The organism is Mesorhizobium sp. M0991 (genome assembly GCF_040318915.1).
In the GTDB taxonomy this organism is placed as follows: Bacteria; Pseudomonadota; Alphaproteobacteria; order Rhizobiales; family Rhizobiaceae; genus Mesorhizobium.
Window position 1 is genome coordinate 1 of record NZ_JAMYNE010000034.1, and the last position, 15,968, is coordinate 15,968.

Genomic DNA, 15,968 nt, shown 5'->3' on the forward strand with positions numbered 1-15,968 from the left:
GCTCAGGCACCGTTGACATCGTCTTTGCCAACAGCCACGAGATCAAGTCGCTCTACCAGACCGCGTGCTTCGACGAGGCGCTGGCCCAGATCCGCAAGGATTGCAAGATCGCCGCCGTCACCCGCTCGGAAAAGGGCTCGGTGATCGTGCGCGGCGACGAGACCGTGACCATCAATGCGACCAGGATCCGCGAGCTGGTCGACACCACAGGCGCCGGCGACCTCTACGCCGCCGGCTTCCTCTACGGCTACACGCAAGGCCGCAGCCTGAAGCAGTGCGGCGATCTCGGCTCGCTGGCGGCCGGGCTGGTCATCCAGCAGATAGGCCCAAGGCCACGGCAGAATCTGCGCAGAGAGGCGGAGCAGGCGGGATTGCTGTAGGTGGCGAGCCAAGAACCAGCTGCCCACCCTCCTTAATCCAGCCCGAGCCTTTTCTTCAGTTCCGCATTCTCCTTGCGGAGACGATCGGCAAGCAGGCTCTTTAGCCGCTTGTTTTCTTCCTCGAGCGCGACGAGATCCTTCAGCCCGTCACTGTCCGCCGCCGGCGCCGCCGCCTTCTTCCAAAGATAATATGTCTGTTCCGAGATGCCGGCTTGCTTCACCGCGCTCTTGAGAGTAGCGCCGCCGCCGATCGAGGTCTCGATCTGCGCCAGCTTCTGGGCACGATCCTTCGCGGAGTAGCTCTTTCGGCCTGTTCGCGCTGACGGCGGTGCTTCAGTGGTCGCGGATATCGGCTTGGCGCCCTCCTTGCGGGCAGGCGCGCTCGCCTCAGCTTCTGGCTTCCTCGACCGCCGCGCTCTCGTCTTCGGTTTTGGCGTTTCCGCTTTGTCTGCCGGTTCGCTATGAACTACTGCTGACTCGGTTTCCAGGGGATTGGCCATGAAATGCTCCACTCGAGGTTTGTGCAAAGGTTCAGCATCAAGGGCCACTACAGTAGAGTCAACAAGCTGACGATTTAACGGCTCGACTTCGTTTGTTGTTTCGGCCATCGCCGCGGCGATGTCGAAATTGCCCCAGATGGAACGTGCGGATTTTTCATAATTGCGCTTTTGTTTGACTTCCACGGTGAATGGTCGCGTCTGCCGCCTCATAGTTCCTTCCTGAATAGGAGAATGAAGTCGCCGCTCGAATTTTTGGCGCTTCCTGCTTAGCGCGGAGCATTATCGTATAGCCGCTCAACGGGCAAGTGATGCCGGTCTTCGATGGCTGACCCATCTGGGGAGATTTGAGCGGCTTCGCGCGTCCTGCGCATGCCTGTAAGGCCGCCAAGTTTTCTGGGTTAGCAGGCGCGCACTGTGGCAGCTTGGCTTGTACGGCGAGGCCATGGTTGAGTGAGGCGAAACAAATCCAGCCCCGCGGTCAATCCCGAGGCTTCCCACAATGGCGAAGAGAACATCTTCACTCGTTCCTTTTGAGCACAAGACCTTCCGTTCGCTATGGTCGGCTGCACTCATTTCGAACCTTGGCACCCTAATGGAAGGTGCGGCGGCAGCTTGGCTGATGACGAGCATCGCAGCAGTAATTTTTGATCGCCCATTCGTGCTGTGTACCAGCCCTGTGTCTTGCGCAAGTGGTCACGAACGGCTGCCGGAGCCTCGAAGAACCCCCTAAAAACACATGCTGCGATTTTTGAACACGCTTGACGTGTTAGATTAATTCATCCACAATGCGTGTGTTGAACACGCGAGGTGAGTTATGAACATGAAAGAGCTTAGGGTTCGACTGGGCATGACTCAAAAAGATTTGGCAGAGCAGATGGCAACGACGCAACAGACTGTGGCCCGTTGGGAAACAGGCAAAACGCAGTTGAACGTCGAGCAGATCAAGGACCTTTGTCTCACGTTGAAATGCACGGTCGAGGAGCTGCTGGGCTGGAAGATTGATGTCGAGGAGTGGCGCACGAGCCCGTTTGCAATTGCCGATGCCGAAACGCGATACGGCACGCTCAGAATCAAGACGACTCTTGGCAGCCGCCAATATCCTATCGATGAAAAGGCGCGTGAATCGATTTTACGTCAGTTGAAGGAACTTCATAATCTGCGTAGAAATAACACAAGCAGGCCATGGCTGTATTGTTGGAGCCTTGACAACAAAATACTCTTGATAAATCCGCAATATGTCCGCACCATTGAGCTTATCGGTGACGATGTAGAGGAGATGCCAGAGTATTATCATCCAGAAATCTATCGGGCTTTGGATGACTGGGATAAGGGTGAGGTTTCAGGAAAGCTGAAGAAAGAATGCGATGCCATCATCGCAGAGATGGGTGATCAGGAAGCCGTGCGCATGGCCTCCTATGTTCGCGTCACATATGACGACGGAGAAGATGAGTGGAACTTCTTGGATGAAGAAACCGCTACGACTTTCTTCGGATTGGAAGCTGCGACCTTTGACGTTCCCCAGTGTAGTTTCGCCGAAGTGGAGGAAGAAGGTTACTACCGAGCGCGATACGCCAACCTTGATCGCGTCGCGGTGATGGAGGTTCCAAGCGACCGTTATCACAGATTGACCGCGCCCGAGGAAGCTTAGAACCATCCACGAAGGGCGCATGTTACATCTCGACCTTGCGTGGTGCGTTTTCAGTACGAGATGACGTTAAGCGTAGGTAGTGGCAGGTAAGAGTGCTCGACCAGAAGCTCAACTGCCTCCTCAATATCGCTGCCGATGTGCCGCAGGACACGTCCACGGGAGCGTGGATAGGCGTGAAGTTCCTGCACTCCACGGTCCGCTCTCCCATCGCCGGTGTGTGCCCGACGCCATCTTGTGGACGAGGTTGGCCGCCTGCACCCGGTTGTATTCCGGCTTGCGGTCCGCCTGGGCGGTCCGCCGCGATGGCTATCTCCATGTCAATCGGCGCCGAATTTTGACTGCCCGCTGCTTTTGATGAATTTGGCGAGGTCCCGCGCATAATCACTCTTGGTCTTCTCCTTGAGGCCCTGTGTCGCGAACTTGTGGTCCAGCAGGGCAAACAGGTCCAAGTCCCCTTCCGCCTGTGGCGCTGGCTTGCCCTCACCGCCCTCGGTTTCCCAATTGGGGACCGCTTCTGCGCGCTGCACCGTGGCGATTGTCCGCCCAAGACGCATCACAAGATCGAACGCCAAACCGTGCGCGTGCACGACGATTTGCCGCTCAGGCCTCATTTGGACAGGACTTGAGCTGGCCCGGTGGTTTGAGCCGGGTTACCTTGAGCCGGTGGGCTGCGAACAAGCAGTTCGAGACATTGGCCTCGATCACTTCGCAACACGCCGCTGCGCCTGGCCTCGGTGTGCTCCCCCCGAAATCGTTGTGTCATATCACCGAGGGCATCACGGCCAACAGCTTCCACATGGGCAACAGCCTCGCCATTGAGCCGAATATGGTCGCGAGCAGATCACCAACGAAGCGGTCGGAACCTCGGAGCCGAAGTTCGACGCCGAGGTGGTTCGCATGATGCGCTAAGCAGCACCACGGCGCTTGCCGGTATGTTTGCTGCCGGCAGCCGACGAACTCCTATCCTCCTGGACAAGGGCGCCGTGCGTCATTGCTTTGATTTACCGGCCGCTCAAGGCTTCCACAGTTTTCGCTTTCGAGGCGACCTTTGGAACATGCCAACGGAAATTTAACATAACGACATAAACATTTCTTTATGCGGCGTTGACAAAGAAGCGAACTGCTGTAATTGTCTCCCGCGTCGTGGTTCTCCGTACGGCGCTGCCGCAGCGGAGCTAAGAGGGAAGCCGGTGCGATGCCGGCGCTGCCCCCGCAACTGTTAGCGGCGAGCCAACCCCACTCATGTCACTGAGGCGAATAGCCTTGGGAAGACGGGTAGAGGCTATGACCCCGCGAGCCAGGAGACCTGCCACGGCGAATTACGTCCACGGGCGGGGTGTCTCGGTGGCCGCTGCAGCCTGGCGTTCGTGCCGGCCTGCTAGCGCCTTCCTTGTCACCGACGCCCCAACCATCGGGGTCTGGCATGACTGTCTCTCAGCAAATTCCTGTAGCAACGCTCGGCGTGCCCCGTTTCGGTCGTCGGCGAGAACTGAAATTCGCGCTTGAAAGCTACTGGTCCGGAAAATCGTCCGCTGCCGACCTTCTCACGACCGCGAAGGCGCTCCGTGCCGCTAGCTGGGAGGAGCAGCACGATCGCGGCGTGTCGAAAATCCCGTCGAACGACTTCTCGCTCTACGACCATGTGCTCGACACCGCAGCCATGGTCGGCGCCGTTCCATCCCGTTACGGCTGGAATAGCGGCGAGGTTCCACTTGACATCTACTTCGCAATGGCGCGGGGCAACCAAGGTCAGACGGAGGATTGTCGACACGCTGGTCACCAGCAGGCGGCTCATCGGTCTGATGTAACCGCGATGGAAATGACCAAGTGGTTTGACACCAACTATCACTACATTGTGCCGGAACTCAACGATGATCAGACGTTCGCCCTCTCGTCGACGAAACCGGTCGATTACTTCATCGAGGCTAAAGCTCTCGGCGTTCACACACGCCCAGTCATCCTTGGACCGATCACCTTCCTCAAGCTGGCGAAATCGCCTGCCGAAGGATTCGATCCCATCGCGCTCCTGCCGCGGCTGCTGCCCGTCTACGAGCAACTCCTGCAGAGGCTGAAGCTGTCTGGAGCCGACTGGGTGCAGATCGATGAGCCAGCGCTTGTCCTCGATCTGAACCCGAACGAACGAGCTGCGTTCGAATTCGCCTATGGCCAGCTGTCGAAAGCCGCGCCCGAGCTGAAGATCATGCTGGCTACCTATTTCGGGCCGCTGGGAGACAATCTCGAAACCGCGGTTTCTCTGCCCCTGGCCGGGCTGCATATTGATCTCGTGCGCGCTCCCGAGCAGCTGGAAACGGTGGGTCGGCTCGCACCGAAGGATCTGGTGCTCTCGCTTGGCTTGATCGATGGCCGCAACGTCTGGCGTGCGAACCTGCCCGCCATTCTCGACCGCATCAAACCGATCGTCGCCGGCTGGCCCTTGGACCGCGTCGAGATCGCGCCTTCTTGCTCGATGCTGCATGTGCCGATCGACCTGCGCATGGAGACGGAACTCGACGCGGACATCAGGTCGTGGCTCGCCTTCGCGGCCCAGAAGACCGACGAGTTGGTGTTGCTTGCCCGGGCCCTGTCCCAAGGCAGGGATGCGGTGGCAGGCGCGTTGAAAGCGTCTGCCGAGGCTGCCGCCACTCGCGTGACATCCACGAAGATCCATGACCCGCTGGTTGAGGGGCGGATCGCCAGCATTGACGACAGCATGAAGCGACGAGAGAGCGCTTTTGCCGAGCGCTCCAGAGTCCAGGCCGGCACGCTCGGGCTGCCGCCGTTCCCGACGACGACCATCGGGTCCTTCCCGCAGACGCCGCAGGTACGCAGGGCGCGGGCCGCTCATGCGAAGGACCAGCTGAGCTATGTCGACTACGAGACCTTCCTGAAGAAGGAGATCGAGGCTGCAATTCGCTGGCAGGAAGAGATCGGGCTGGACGTGCTGGTGCACGGTGAGTTCGAACGAAACGACATGGTACAGCATTTCGGCGAGCAGCTGTCCGGCTTCGCCTTCACCCAGCATGCCTGGGTGCAGAGCTATGGGTCGCGTTACGTGCGCCCCCCCATCATCTTCGGCGACGTATCGAGGCCCAATCCGATGACGCTGCGCTGGTGGCAGTTCGCCCAGTCGCTTACGGAAAACCCTGTGAAGGGAATGCTCACAGGCCCAGTGACCATTCTCAACTGGTCATTTGTTCGCGACGACGTACCCCGCTCCGAAGCATGCCGCCAGATCGCGCTCGCCATCCGCGACGAAGTGACGGATCTCGAATGGTCCGGCGCAAGGATGATCCAGATCGATGAGGCCGCGTTTCGCGAAGGATTGCCACTGCGCCAGTCTGATTGGAACGACTATCTCGACTGGGCTGTCGAATGCTTCCGGATCGCTTCAACGGGTGTAAAGGACGCGACTCAAATCCATACCCACATGTGCTATTCGGAGTTCAACGAGATCATCGACGCGATCGCTGAAATGGATGCGGATGTCATTTCGATTGAGACGTCGCGCTCGAAAATGGAACTGCTGGACGCCTTCACGAGCTCCAAATATCCGAATGAAATCGGGCCCGGAGTCTACGACATTCACTCACCACGGGTCCCGGAAGTCGGCGAGATTTCGGATCTCGTCATGCTTGCCCGCGAGCGACTGTCCGATGCCCAACTGTGGGTAAACCCGGACTGTGGCCTCAAAACCCGCAAGTGGGAGGAGGTCCGCCCTGCCCTCATGAACATGGTTGCTGCAGCACGCGCGCTCCGGGAGAAAGTGTAGGCCGGAAGGTTTCCTGGTTGCTCACCATGTGGTGAGTTAGCGGCTGCCGCATGTGGGCCGTGAATGTGCCAAAACGCGATCACATCCTTTGAAATAAGTCACTCGAGCGAGAAAGTGCACTTTCCTTCGGCACGTGTACTAATCGCGCAGGAATAAAGGGAACCGTTTTCTCCCTGTGACGTGTCGAGTTCGAAGGGGATGTGATTGGCGTCGAGACCGCTCCGGCCATGGGTTATCAGCATGCCAAGTGCGCTGTTCTCGATCAGTTCGTAAAGGACTTCTCGGCTCGGTTCATCGAAATGCGCGGGTACATACATGACAGGTTCCTTCACTGGCCGCCGGGTTCGCTGTTCACCGGTTGACATCCGATGGCAAGCCTTCCAACGCGGCGGCGATCTGGCGCTTCGCTGCTGAGGGCAGAGGCAGGATGGGACGCGGGGGGTCGGCACGGCAAATGTCGAGCAATTCGGCAAGTGCATAGACGACGCGAAGGCTCGAGAACTCCTTGAAGAGGCTCCAGAGCGGCGCAAGCGCGGCATCGATCCGTCGCGCTTCGGCCGCATCGCCCTGCTGCGCCGCTGTGACGATCTTTGTGCAGACCTCGGGCAGGATGCCCGCGAGGACGCTGTACCATGTGTCAGCGCCAGCGATCATGGCCTCTGCAGCGTTCCAGTCGCCGCTGTAGCCGATCGAGAACCCTTCCGGCACAGTGCGCCTCTGGTCGGCCAGATGGCTCTTGATCGCATCGCCCTTGTCTGTCGGATTCTTGATAGCGACGATCCCCCGCACGTTTGCCAGGCGGCTGACGAGTGCTGGGGTGAAACGGAAATGCGTCGTTCCTGGATTGTCGTAGATGACGATCGGAAGGCCACTTTCGCGCGCCACCGTGGAGAAATGTTCGAACACCTCGTCATCAGTGAGCGGGGTGTAAGAGGCGGCGGCAAGCAACCCCGCGGCAGCCCCAAGGGCCTTAGCGTCCTGCGCGAGCCTCACTGCTTCGTCGGTGCGCAGCGCGCCCACACCCACCACGACCGGCATTTGTCCCCCGGTTTCGTCCAAGGTCTCGGCGAGCGCCCGTCGCCGTTCCTCGCGCGTCAGATACATGTATGTGCCGGTGCTGCCGAGAAGACCGATGGAATCGACCTGAGCGGCGCAAAGCCTGGCAATCAGCTTGCGCAGAGCAACGGTATCGACGCGGCCGTCCCGATCGGTCGGCGTGATGGGAAACGCGGAAAGGCCGCTCAGGAATGCCATGGCAAGGCTCCGGGTTTGTACGCGAGCGCAGGACTGGCCGGACCACAGGTCATCACAGGGCGTCCAGAGCCCGCCGCAGGTCGGCGATTAGGTCATCGGCGTCTTCAAGACCCACCGAGAGACGCATGAGGTCCTCGCCGACTCCATCGGCCAGATGCGCATCCTTGCGGATCGGCTGACGAGCACGGGTCAGGCTTGCCGGATGATAGATGAGGCTGTCGGCATCACCGAGGCTGACAGCCCGGGTGATCAGGTTGAGCCGGTCCATCATCCGCCGCGCGCCCTCGAACCCAGCGTGGAGGCCAAAGGCCAACATGCCCGACCCTTGGGACATCTGCTTTCGCGCCGTCACCTGATCAGGGTGCGAGTCGAGGAAGGGATAACTCACCCATGCCACCGCCGGGTGCGCCTCGAGCGCCTGAGCCACCGCAAGGGCCGTGGCGCTGTGGCGTTCCATGCGCAGCGTGAGCGTCTTCAGACCGCGCAGGATCAGGAAGGCTGACATGGGCGAGAGCGCTGCGCCGGTGATGTAGCGCAGGCCCGTTTCGTGCAGCGTGCGGAGCGTTTGCGCGTCGCCGAGAATCGCCCCGCCAAGGGCATCGCCGTGCCCATTGATGTATTTGGTCAGGGAGTGGAGCACGAGGTCGGCCCCATGTTCGAGCGGCCGCTGGAGCGCGGGCGAGGCGAAGGTGCTGTCGACTGCAACCTTTACACCGCGCGCGTGGGCGCGCTCGGCAATGGCAGCGATGTCGAGGATGCGGCTCAGCGGATTCACCGGCGTCTCGAAGAAAACAAGCCGGGTCCGCTCGGTGATCGCGGCATCGAGATTGTGAGGATCGGACAGGTCGACCGCGACGACCTTGATGCCGAAGCGGGGGACCGCCTGTTCGACCATGGCAAGCGTGTTCGCATAAAGCGTCTTGTGGACGATGAGTTCATCGCCTTGGGACAGGAGCGACAAGATCAGTGTGCCGAAAGCCGCCATCCCCGAGGCAACGATCAAACCTGCCTCGGCTCCTTCCAGATTGGCGAGCCGTTGCTCGAGGATCTCCGTCGTCGGATTGTATTCGCGCGCATAGAGCCTTCCGCCAAGGGTGGCGGCGGCCTCGTTCGCTGCCACGCTTTCGAATCCATAGGTCGAGGTCAAGAAGACTGGCGGCTGAACGGCATTGGAAAAGCGGGCCGGATCGTAGCCATGATGGATCGCCCGAGTGGCGAATCCGGGACCGGTGTCGTTGGGCGACCGCGTGAGAGCATCGGTTTCGGATTGATAGGAACGGGTCATTCGGCCTCTAGATCTTTCTTGGGTTTCCGAAAGATTGACGGCAAACTGGCCAATGTGAAATATCCAGTTAGCAATGAATGAAATGGTCCAGTCTTCAAGTGCCGGTTCTGCAGGTCGCTCGCACGCGATGGGTGCACGCCAGATCTACGAGGCTCTTCGCGAGCAAATCCTCGGCGGCGTCTATGAAACCGGCAGTCAGCTGCCGTCCTCCCGCGGCCTGGCAAATGACCTTGGGGTTTCGCGAACGACGGTGACGGTCGCCTATGACCAACTGACCGCGGAAGGTTTCATCGAAGTCCGTCAAGGCGCACGACCTCGCGTTGCATCTTCGCTGATCGGTCCTGAGACGAGCCGCACTGTCGCGAAACGAGTCGGCCCGGTTCAAATGTCCGCCTATGGCGAACGACTGCGCGTTACGCCGCCCTGGCCGGATTATCTGCCGACTGGACTGAAGGTCGATTTCCGCTATGGCGACCTGGCGCCGTCAGACTTCCCCGCATTGGTCTGGAAACGTGCGATGAACGAGGCGATGGGGCAGCGCCCGTTGCGTCTTGCCTATGACGATCCTCGCGGCTGGCGTGGGCTGCGCCAGGCGCTCCAGGGCTATCTCTGGCGCGCCCGAACGCTGAGCTGCGAGCTCGAGCAGATCATCATCGTCAACGGTTCGCAGCAGGGCCTAGATCTGTGCGCTCGCCTGCTTCTCGATCCCGCCGACCGCTTCGTCATCGAGGACCCGTGCTATAGGATGGCGCGTCAGGTCTTTGCCAGTACGGGTGCCTCGCCCGTCCCGGTCACCGTCGACGAGGACGGGATGAAGACGGAGTTGCTGGCGGGGATCGGGGCACGACTGGCCTATGTCACGCCATCGCATCAGTTTCCGCTGGGCGGCGTCATGCCGATCGCGCGCCGCCATCAGCTTCTGGAATGGGCGCGGCACAACAACGCCTATGTGATCGAGGACGACTACGACAGCGAATATCGCTACGACATCAATCCGGTCCCTCCGCTGCACAGTCTTGAGGACCACGGGGCTGTCATCTACCTCGGCACGATCTCCAAAACGCTCTCGCCGATGCTGCGTATCGGCTACCTCGTCGTCCCGACGGAATTGCAGGAGGTCTTCGCTACCGCCAAACAATTCGCGGACCGACATTCGCCGGTCGCTGAACAGGAGGCTCTGGCCTCTTTGATCGAGAGTGGCGGCTACGAAAGCCATGTGCGGCGTGTGCGCAGGCTGAACGGCGAGCGTCGGGAGGCGTTGTTGGGCGCCTTGCGGCGCAGCTTCGGAGATCGCATCGCTGTCCAGGGAGCAGAGGCCGGTCTGCACGTCGTCGTTTGGTTCGACGAACTGCCGCGATCGCGGGAAACGACCTTGGTCGAAGCCGCCCGAGGCGCGGGCCTGGGGCTGCACCTGATCTCGCCCCTCTACGAGCGGCAATTGGACGAAGGCCACATCGATCGCGTGGGGCTTGTCATGGGCTATGCCGCCTTGAGCATTCGGCAAATCAAGAAGGGCGTTGAGATCCTGCGAGCGGTTGTCAAGCAGGTGCAAGACGCGTTGCCGGGACACGGTGGCTAAAACGGCGGGGACGTGGCGTGCTGGCGAGGAAACCGACCTTGGGCTGAACCGCATTTCGTTGCAAAGTCAACTGGACTGGGAAAACGCTATGCAACTGGTGCTGTTGATCAGGCCAGTTTGGCGGCAGATTTTCGTGCGAGACGAATTTCCGAGAGCGATGCATAACCGGCAAGGAAAGCTGCTTCACATCCATATCGCGCCCGCTGCCTTTTATGAAATGGAGGATCTGGCGGAGGCGTAGCTTGTTGCCGGCCGAGGCGGGCTCGAGCACCCGCAAGAGATAATCGACGATCTCTACCAGGCCTTGTCCACGGCCGAATGATGGAATTATCCAGCGCATGGTGCGGCATGCACCATGCCGATGCCAGAAGATCTGGACGCTCGACAAGCACCTTTCTTCAAACATTTCCCGAACGACCCGCAGCGCAAAGCCTCCCCATGAGAAAAGAGCATCCCATGTCTTTCACGCCATAGATTGCCCCCGAGATCAAGGCCCGCTACCCGGATTTTCATCTGATCAGCATTGTGGTGCGGAACGCTGAAATCGACGTGCCGGATGCACAGGCGTTGAACGACACGATTGCGGCGGCGGAACAGGCCGCGCTTCGCGATGACGCCCAAAGGGACGCGCATCTTGCGGCGTGGGCCGTTGCCTACGAGGCTTTCGGCACAAAGGCCAATCGAACGCCGTGCTCGGCCGCCGCGCTTCTCAAGCGGGTGCGGAAAGATGGCTCTCTCCCGCGGATATCCCCACTGGTTGATGCCTACAATGCCGTCAGCGTGTTGTATGGCGTTCCGATTGGCGGGGAGGATCTCGATCTTTACCAGGGGGTCCCGAGACTTTTAATTGCGAAGGGAGCGGAGCCATTCGACACGATCCAGCAAGGTGAAATGGTAACCGAGCATCCCGAACCGGGCGAAGTCATCTGGTGCGATGATGCCGGTGTCACGTGCCGCCGCTGGAACTGGCGGCAGGGGCGGCGCACCATGGTCACGGTCCATACCCGCGCCATGTGGCTCGTGCTGGAAGCCCTCGGCCCAATGTCAGCTAAACAGATGACGGCCACCGGAGAGCATCTGATGGGACTTATCCAAGCGCTGTGCCCGGGTGCGCGAATCGAAACCGCGCGAATCGACGAGTCCACTACATCTCGTGTTCCTTAGGGTATGGCCCCACCTTTCGGAGAAACACCCCACTCAGCCCTGTCCGGATCTGGCGCTCCTTGCTCGCTCCGCTGGCCTACACAGTTGATTGCGAACGACCCAGAACGGCTCTCGAAAACGAGCGTCGAACGAAATCAGATCACCGCTTGTTCTCCCTTAGGGTTGTTTGGCGTACTTTTATCGCGATGCCCTCCAGTGTTGGATGGTCCAAATTACGCAAGCTCGGTCGAGTGATCGCGGAGAAGCTTAATGTCGACTAAATCGAAATTCATGGAGCGGTACGGACAACGGGTGCGAACCCGGGACGTCGTCCCGGTGTCGTCAGGCTCTCCCGTCCGACTGAGCCTCAGTTTTCTTCACGGCGCGAATACTCCTGAGGCCGCCCGCATTCTCGTTAAGAGACAGCTGCCGCTCAGGACGGCCCACGCGATACTCACGGAGATGGTCGATCACGGCAAGGCGTTCGTGACGGTTCCTTGCGTCGACGACCTATTGGCACTGAAGAATGAACTGTCGTCCGCAGGCGTGATCGCGAAGGTTCATGCGCCGCGGCCGATAAGTGTTCGCGAAGTCCGGGATCGCACGAAGCTCTCTCAGGAGGCATTCTCCGTGAGGTATGGCCTCGATCTGGCAACGCTTCGAAACTGGGAGCAAGATCGCTCGAAACCGGATGCAGCGGCGAATACTCTCCTTTGGACCATCGCCCGGAAGCCGGAAGCAGTCGAAGAATCGCTGGACATGGAGGACGGAGTGGCTGCCCCTTCGCCCTAAGGGGGCCGATCACTTCGGCGCGCGGCAATTCGGCCGCCAGCGCGATGGCCGGCCGCCGCGCGGTATCGCCAGCGCGCGAGCCTCATGCGTCAGACGCCTTCCTTGGCATGTCGCACGCCAGATCCCAAACATGATTCCATCGCAACGAGCTGGTGACGGAAGCAGTGTCTGCACTATGGAAACGAGCCATTTGCGTTCTCATGGACGTCGCGACTCGTCTCGTCCAGTAAAAGTCGCAATCATTGTCAATTGCGATGTTCCGCAGTCAGCTGGCCGTTTATTTTCCTAAGATCTGCGTTACAGGCCGGGGCGTTGTCGCCGTTTCGGCGGGTAAAATGGGATAGGCGAGCTCGGGTGCCTTTCCGGTCAGCGAGTTGAGGAAGGCAACAAGCAGGTCGACTTCTTCGTCCGCCAGTACCACGCCAAGCTGGGTGGTTCCCATGATGGCAACGGCCTGTTTCAGATCCCAAACCTTGCCCGAATGAAAGTATGGCGCGGTGAGTGCAACGTTGCGCAGCGGCGCCACGCGGAAAACATAGGAATCGTCGGCAGTATTGGTGACCGCAAATCGGCCCTTGTCTTTTTCCGGCAGGACCTCGGCGCTGGGCTGTTCCACGAGGCCGAATGGGTAATAGGCTTCCCCACCAACGTTGATACCGCCATGGCAGGACGAGCAGCCTTTGTCCATGAAAAGCGCCAGGCCCTGTTTCTGTTCGGAAGTCATGGCGGCGTCATCGCCATTCAGGAAACTGTCGAAGGGGGCCGGCGTGACCAGTGTCGCCTCGAAGGCTTCGATTGCCTTGGCGAGGTTGTCGAAGGTGACCCGATCGGCTTCAGCCGGAAAAGCTGCATCGAACCACTCGACATATTGCGGCATGGACTTGAGCGTGGTGATGACTTGGCCCGGTGTATTGGCCATTTCGATCCCGGCTTGGACCGGTCCCTTCGCCTGAGCCTTCAGGTCTTCGGCACGACCATCCCAGAACTGGGCGATGTTGAAGACAGCGTTCAGTACAGTCGGCGCGTTGCGCGGTCCCTTCTGCCAACCATGGCCGATCGAGGTTTCGTGGTTGTCGTCGCCGCCGGTGGCCAGGTTGTGGCACGAGTTGCACGACAAGACGCCTGACGCAGAGACGCGTGGATCGAAGAACAGTGCCTTGCCGAGAGCGATCTTTTCCGGGGTGATCGGGTTGTTGGCGACTGCCGGCGTGGTGGGTGGCAAAGCCTTGAAAGTGGCCATTGCCGTTTCTCTGAGGTCTGCGGGGATCGAATCCGCAGCAAAGGCGGTGGCTGTCAGCAAGGGGACAGCCATCGTACTGAATAGGATTTTCATAAATGATCTCGCTGCGTCGTGCACGCAGCCACTCTGGGATATGCGGCTCATGAACGCCCTGCGCTAGATCAGTTGCGGGAGAGGACCGGGTGGTCTGACACCTGTTTTTGCGGCAGAGCTTGGACCGTCCCGGAATTGAACGCTCTTCTCGATTGGATTTTGGGAGGCGGAGGATCGCTGCTCGGCAAGCGGCGGCGCCGGAGCCGTGCTCCGGTTCTCTCTGCGCCTTCTACCATGAAGAGATCGGGTCCGCCGCTGTCTCAGATTTCGGTTCGGGGCCGGTGATCTGTTCCGCTGCAGGTCCTGCTTGACTTCCGCCTGCCTTCGCCAGATCGACGTGGGCCCAAATCGATCCGCGATAGTGTCTTGTAGCACCTTTGCGGGACAATCTTATTTCGACTGTAGAGGGCCGTTTGGGGTGAGCAGAATTACACGAATTTCAGAGGCGCCCGAGTAGCTGTTTTAATTGGCTTGTAGGCCTCCATAGAGCGAATATTGGCAGACGACGGAGCACAATTTTGGCTTCGTTTATCATCTTGCTTCGATGGGATAACTGCTTTGCAATCATTACACGGTAATTTACCATCATGAATTTGAGAACCAAGTCCCACGCAGTGATTTTCACACCGGAGGCGTTGCAATCCTATCGCGAGAAGCTGATTTACAAATACAACAAGATGATTAACATCGCCATAGCGCCGCAAAATATTGTTTGTTCGCTACACTACGCTCCAGATGCCGGCGAAATCTCGACACAATAACCTCGTCGGCGTACCCGCTCCAGCCTCACACACGACTGGGCGCCTATACTTGCGCTTTTCCACTGCCCGACATGCAGGCAGCGAGCCATTGCATCGCCGAGGTTGCATCTTCCAATATGGCGACCTGTTTCGCAAAGCGGAAAACAGCCTTGCGCGCTGCGCTCGCAGGTTTTCGTCCGTTGTATGCATCAAAGCACGCCCTGAGGGCGGCTTCGTAGATCCGGTCTCTGCGATCTTCTGGCCCTTCGTTGAGAAAATCGATAGCATCCGCAGGACTGGCAATCTCTTGCACGATGTGCGCTGCACGCCTTACGAAAAGTGGGCTGCTGAAGTCCCTGAGCTCATTCGTTCTTCCCGACCTGCTGAACCGCTCGTTTGCGTGAACAGGCGCCTTCTCCCGCCCACCATTGCGGAATGTGTTGTCACAGCGATAGCGGTTCAATGGCAAAGCAGCGGCGTGATGTCCTCGGTTTACCAGCGGGCCAATCCCTAACATCCTGCTGCGAGGGCGGCTCACCGGATGATGAATCTACATCGTTTCGACCATTGCGAATCAACGTTTGATACTTCCTTCACGCGCCACCAGGAAGCGGCCACTGCTCGGCCACCGATTTCACAGCCAAAGAGAGGATGGCGAAACAGAAATAGCCCGCTTCGTTTCGAGAATACTGGTCATTTCGGCGCAAAGCTTACGGCCGAGACGCGCCTGAAAATGCGCAGGGACCGCGGCAGGTCGCCAACAACGGGCGGATCAACGGTCACGACGGCGGATACCGCGCCATAGATCTCGCTGGACGAGCATCGTAATAATCGTGTCGAGACCTTTGTTGCTTTCAGCGGCGACCGCCACTATGAAGCGACGCTTCGCCGACTGTGTTTCACGCCGCCTGGAGAGTTTCATGACAGAAGAAGCCGAAAAAAACATCAACACCCTCATCGAGCTCACGGCCGATGTCGTCTCAGCCTATGTCTCCAACAATCCGATCCCGGTGGGGGATCTCCCTGCCCTCATCGGCCTAGTGCACGCGGCTCTGAAAGGGACGGCGGAAGGTGTCTCTGCAAAAGAGCCGGTTGCCCTTACGCCTGCAGTCCCGATCAGGAAGTCGGTGACACCGGACTACATCATCTCCCTTGAGGACGGGAAGAAATTCAAATCGCTAAAGCGCCATCTGTCGACCCACTATGGGCTGACGCCGGATGGATATCGGGCCAAATGGGGCCTGTCGGCGGATTATCCCATGGTCGCGCCGAACTACGCCGCGGCGCGCTCGTCATTGGCCAAGACAATGGGGCTCGGCCGCAAACCGAAAGCGCCGGAAGCGCCGGAGCCGGCGCCGACGAAGCGAACCCGCAAGAAGGTCGCGGCTTGATTTCGGCAATGGAGATTCGTTCTGGAGCGTTGCAGCCATCGGCTTAATCTGCGCGTCATATAAAAAGGCGGGGCCAACCCCGCCTCCTTTTTTATTTCATGAGGAATTCGCGACGCCTGCAGCAATCTGCTGCCCTCAGTTTTTGCTCGCTCCT

At 59.4% G+C, this 15,968-nt stretch carries 16 protein-coding genes and 1 riboswitch; of the genes, 9 read left to right on the forward strand and 7 right to left on the reverse strand.

From position 1 onward, the window contains the following. Nucleotides 1-380, forward strand: a 380-nt coding sequence (locus NKH70_RS30180) for a PfkB family carbohydrate kinase (RefSeq protein WP_353026931.1), incomplete at its 5' end; no start/stop codon positions are given. Nucleotides 381-412: 32 nt separating this feature from the next. On the opposite strand, the gene NKH70_RS30185 is transcribed toward NKH70_RS30180, so the two are convergent. Then, on the reverse strand, nucleotides 413-1,090 hold the full coding sequence (locus NKH70_RS30185) for a transposase (RefSeq protein WP_352458262.1): 678 nt from the start codon (nucleotides 1,088-1,090) through the stop codon (nucleotides 413-415). Between the two features lie 289 nt (nucleotides 1,091-1,379). Here NKH70_RS30185 and NKH70_RS30190 point away from each other — a divergent pair, with 289 nt between their 5' ends. Together NKH70_RS30190 and NKH70_RS30195 are read left to right on the forward strand one after the other, a co-directional pair. Beyond that, entirely contained in the window at nucleotides 1,380-1,610 is a 231-nt protein-coding gene (locus tag NKH70_RS30190) for an MFS transporter (protein WP_353026933.1), read from the forward strand. An 84-nt stretch (nucleotides 1,611-1,694) separates the two neighbouring features. Beyond that, nucleotides 1,695-2,528: a helix-turn-helix transcriptional regulator gene (locus NKH70_RS30195; RefSeq protein WP_352458260.1), complete on the forward strand. Its 834-nt coding sequence runs from the start codon at nucleotides 1,695-1,697 to the stop codon at nucleotides 2,526-2,528. Between the two features lie 317 nt (nucleotides 2,529-2,845). On the opposite strand, the gene NKH70_RS30200 is transcribed toward NKH70_RS30195, so the two are convergent. After that, entirely contained in the window at nucleotides 2,846-3,100 is a 255-nt protein-coding gene (locus tag NKH70_RS30200) for a hypothetical protein (RefSeq protein ID WP_352577982.1), read from the reverse strand. Nucleotides 3,101-3,655: 555 nt separating this feature from the next. After that, nucleotides 3,656-3,856: riboswitch (cobalamin riboswitch) on the forward strand. Between the two features lie 95 nt (nucleotides 3,857-3,951). On the opposite strand from NKH70_RS30200, the gene metE reads away from it, so the two are divergent. Beyond that, entirely contained in the window at nucleotides 3,952-6,297 is a 2,346-nt protein-coding gene (gene metE, locus NKH70_RS30205; protein ID WP_352458258.1) for a 5-methyltetrahydropteroyltriglutamate--homocysteine S-methyltransferase, read from the forward strand. 98 nt (nucleotides 6,298-6,395) lie between these two features. Here the strand turns inward: metE and NKH70_RS30210 are convergent, their stop codons facing one another. Genes NKH70_RS30210 through NKH70_RS30220 form a run of 3 tightly spaced genes read right to left on the reverse strand, consistent with a single transcriptional unit; the run spans nucleotide 6,396 to nucleotide 8,836 of the window. Continuing rightward, nucleotides 6,396-6,614 carry an FMN-binding negative transcriptional regulator gene (locus NKH70_RS30210; RefSeq protein ID WP_352452617.1) on the reverse strand — a complete coding sequence of 73 codons (219 nt, stop codon included), beginning with the start codon at nucleotides 6,612-6,614 and terminating at the stop codon, nucleotides 6,396-6,398. Nucleotides 6,615-6,648: 34 nt separating this feature from the next. Continuing rightward, nucleotides 6,649-7,551: a dihydrodipicolinate synthase family protein gene (locus NKH70_RS30215; RefSeq protein ID WP_352881940.1), complete on the reverse strand. Its 903-nt coding sequence runs from the start codon at nucleotides 7,549-7,551 to the stop codon at nucleotides 6,649-6,651. A gap of 52 nt (nucleotides 7,552-7,603) precedes the next feature. Continuing rightward, entirely contained in the window at nucleotides 7,604-8,836 is a 1,233-nt protein-coding gene (locus tag NKH70_RS30220; RefSeq protein ID WP_352458256.1) for a trans-sulfuration enzyme family protein, read from the reverse strand. An 82-nt stretch (nucleotides 8,837-8,918) separates the two neighbouring features. On the opposite strand from NKH70_RS30220, the gene pdxR reads away from it, so the two are divergent. The 4 genes from pdxR to NKH70_RS30240 all read left to right on the forward strand — a co-directional run bounded on the left by pdxR (nucleotide 8,919) and on the right by NKH70_RS30240 (nucleotide 12,350). Then, on the forward strand, nucleotides 8,919-10,415 hold the full coding sequence (gene pdxR, locus NKH70_RS30225) for a MocR-like pyridoxine biosynthesis transcription factor PdxR (RefSeq protein ID WP_502908427.1): 1,497 nt from the start codon (nucleotides 8,919-8,921) through the stop codon (nucleotides 10,413-10,415). Continuing rightward, on the forward strand, nucleotides 10,408-10,656 hold the full coding sequence (locus tag NKH70_RS30230; RefSeq protein ID WP_353026987.1) for a hypothetical protein: 249 nt from the start codon (nucleotides 10,408-10,410) through the stop codon (nucleotides 10,654-10,656). The genes pdxR and NKH70_RS30230 overlap by 8 nt, the downstream gene beginning before the upstream one ends. Nucleotides 10,657-10,982: 326 nt before the next feature. Further along, entirely contained in the window at nucleotides 10,983-11,579 is a 597-nt protein-coding gene (locus NKH70_RS30235) for a B3/B4 domain-containing protein (RefSeq protein ID WP_353026936.1), read from the forward strand. Nucleotides 11,580-11,828: 249 nt separating this feature from the next. Further along, nucleotides 11,829-12,350: a helix-turn-helix domain-containing protein gene (locus tag NKH70_RS30240; RefSeq protein WP_353026938.1), complete on the forward strand. Its 522-nt coding sequence runs from the start codon at nucleotides 11,829-11,831 to the stop codon at nucleotides 12,348-12,350. 277 nt (nucleotides 12,351-12,627) lie between these two features. Here the strand turns inward: NKH70_RS30240 and NKH70_RS30245 are convergent, their stop codons facing one another. Together NKH70_RS30245 and NKH70_RS30250 are read right to left on the reverse strand one after the other, a co-directional pair. Continuing rightward, the gene (locus tag NKH70_RS30245) at nucleotides 12,628-13,683 is read right to left on the reverse strand and encodes a cytochrome-c peroxidase (protein ID WP_353026975.1); all 1,056 of its coding nucleotides are present in this window, start codon (nucleotides 13,681-13,683) and stop codon (nucleotides 12,628-12,630) included. A gap of 804 nt (nucleotides 13,684-14,487) precedes the next feature. Further along, the gene (locus tag NKH70_RS30250; protein ID WP_352718178.1) at nucleotides 14,488-14,736 is read right to left on the reverse strand and encodes a DUF982 domain-containing protein; all 249 of its coding nucleotides are present in this window, start codon (nucleotides 14,734-14,736) and stop codon (nucleotides 14,488-14,490) included. A gap of 607 nt (nucleotides 14,737-15,343) precedes the next feature. On the opposite strand from NKH70_RS30250, the gene NKH70_RS30255 reads away from it, so the two are divergent. Next, nucleotides 15,344-15,814 (forward strand): Ros/MucR family transcriptional regulator, encoded by a 471-nt coding sequence (locus NKH70_RS30255; RefSeq protein WP_353026939.1) that lies wholly within the window; start codon nucleotides 15,344-15,346, stop codon nucleotides 15,812-15,814. Nucleotides 15,815-15,968 lie beyond the last annotated feature (154 nt).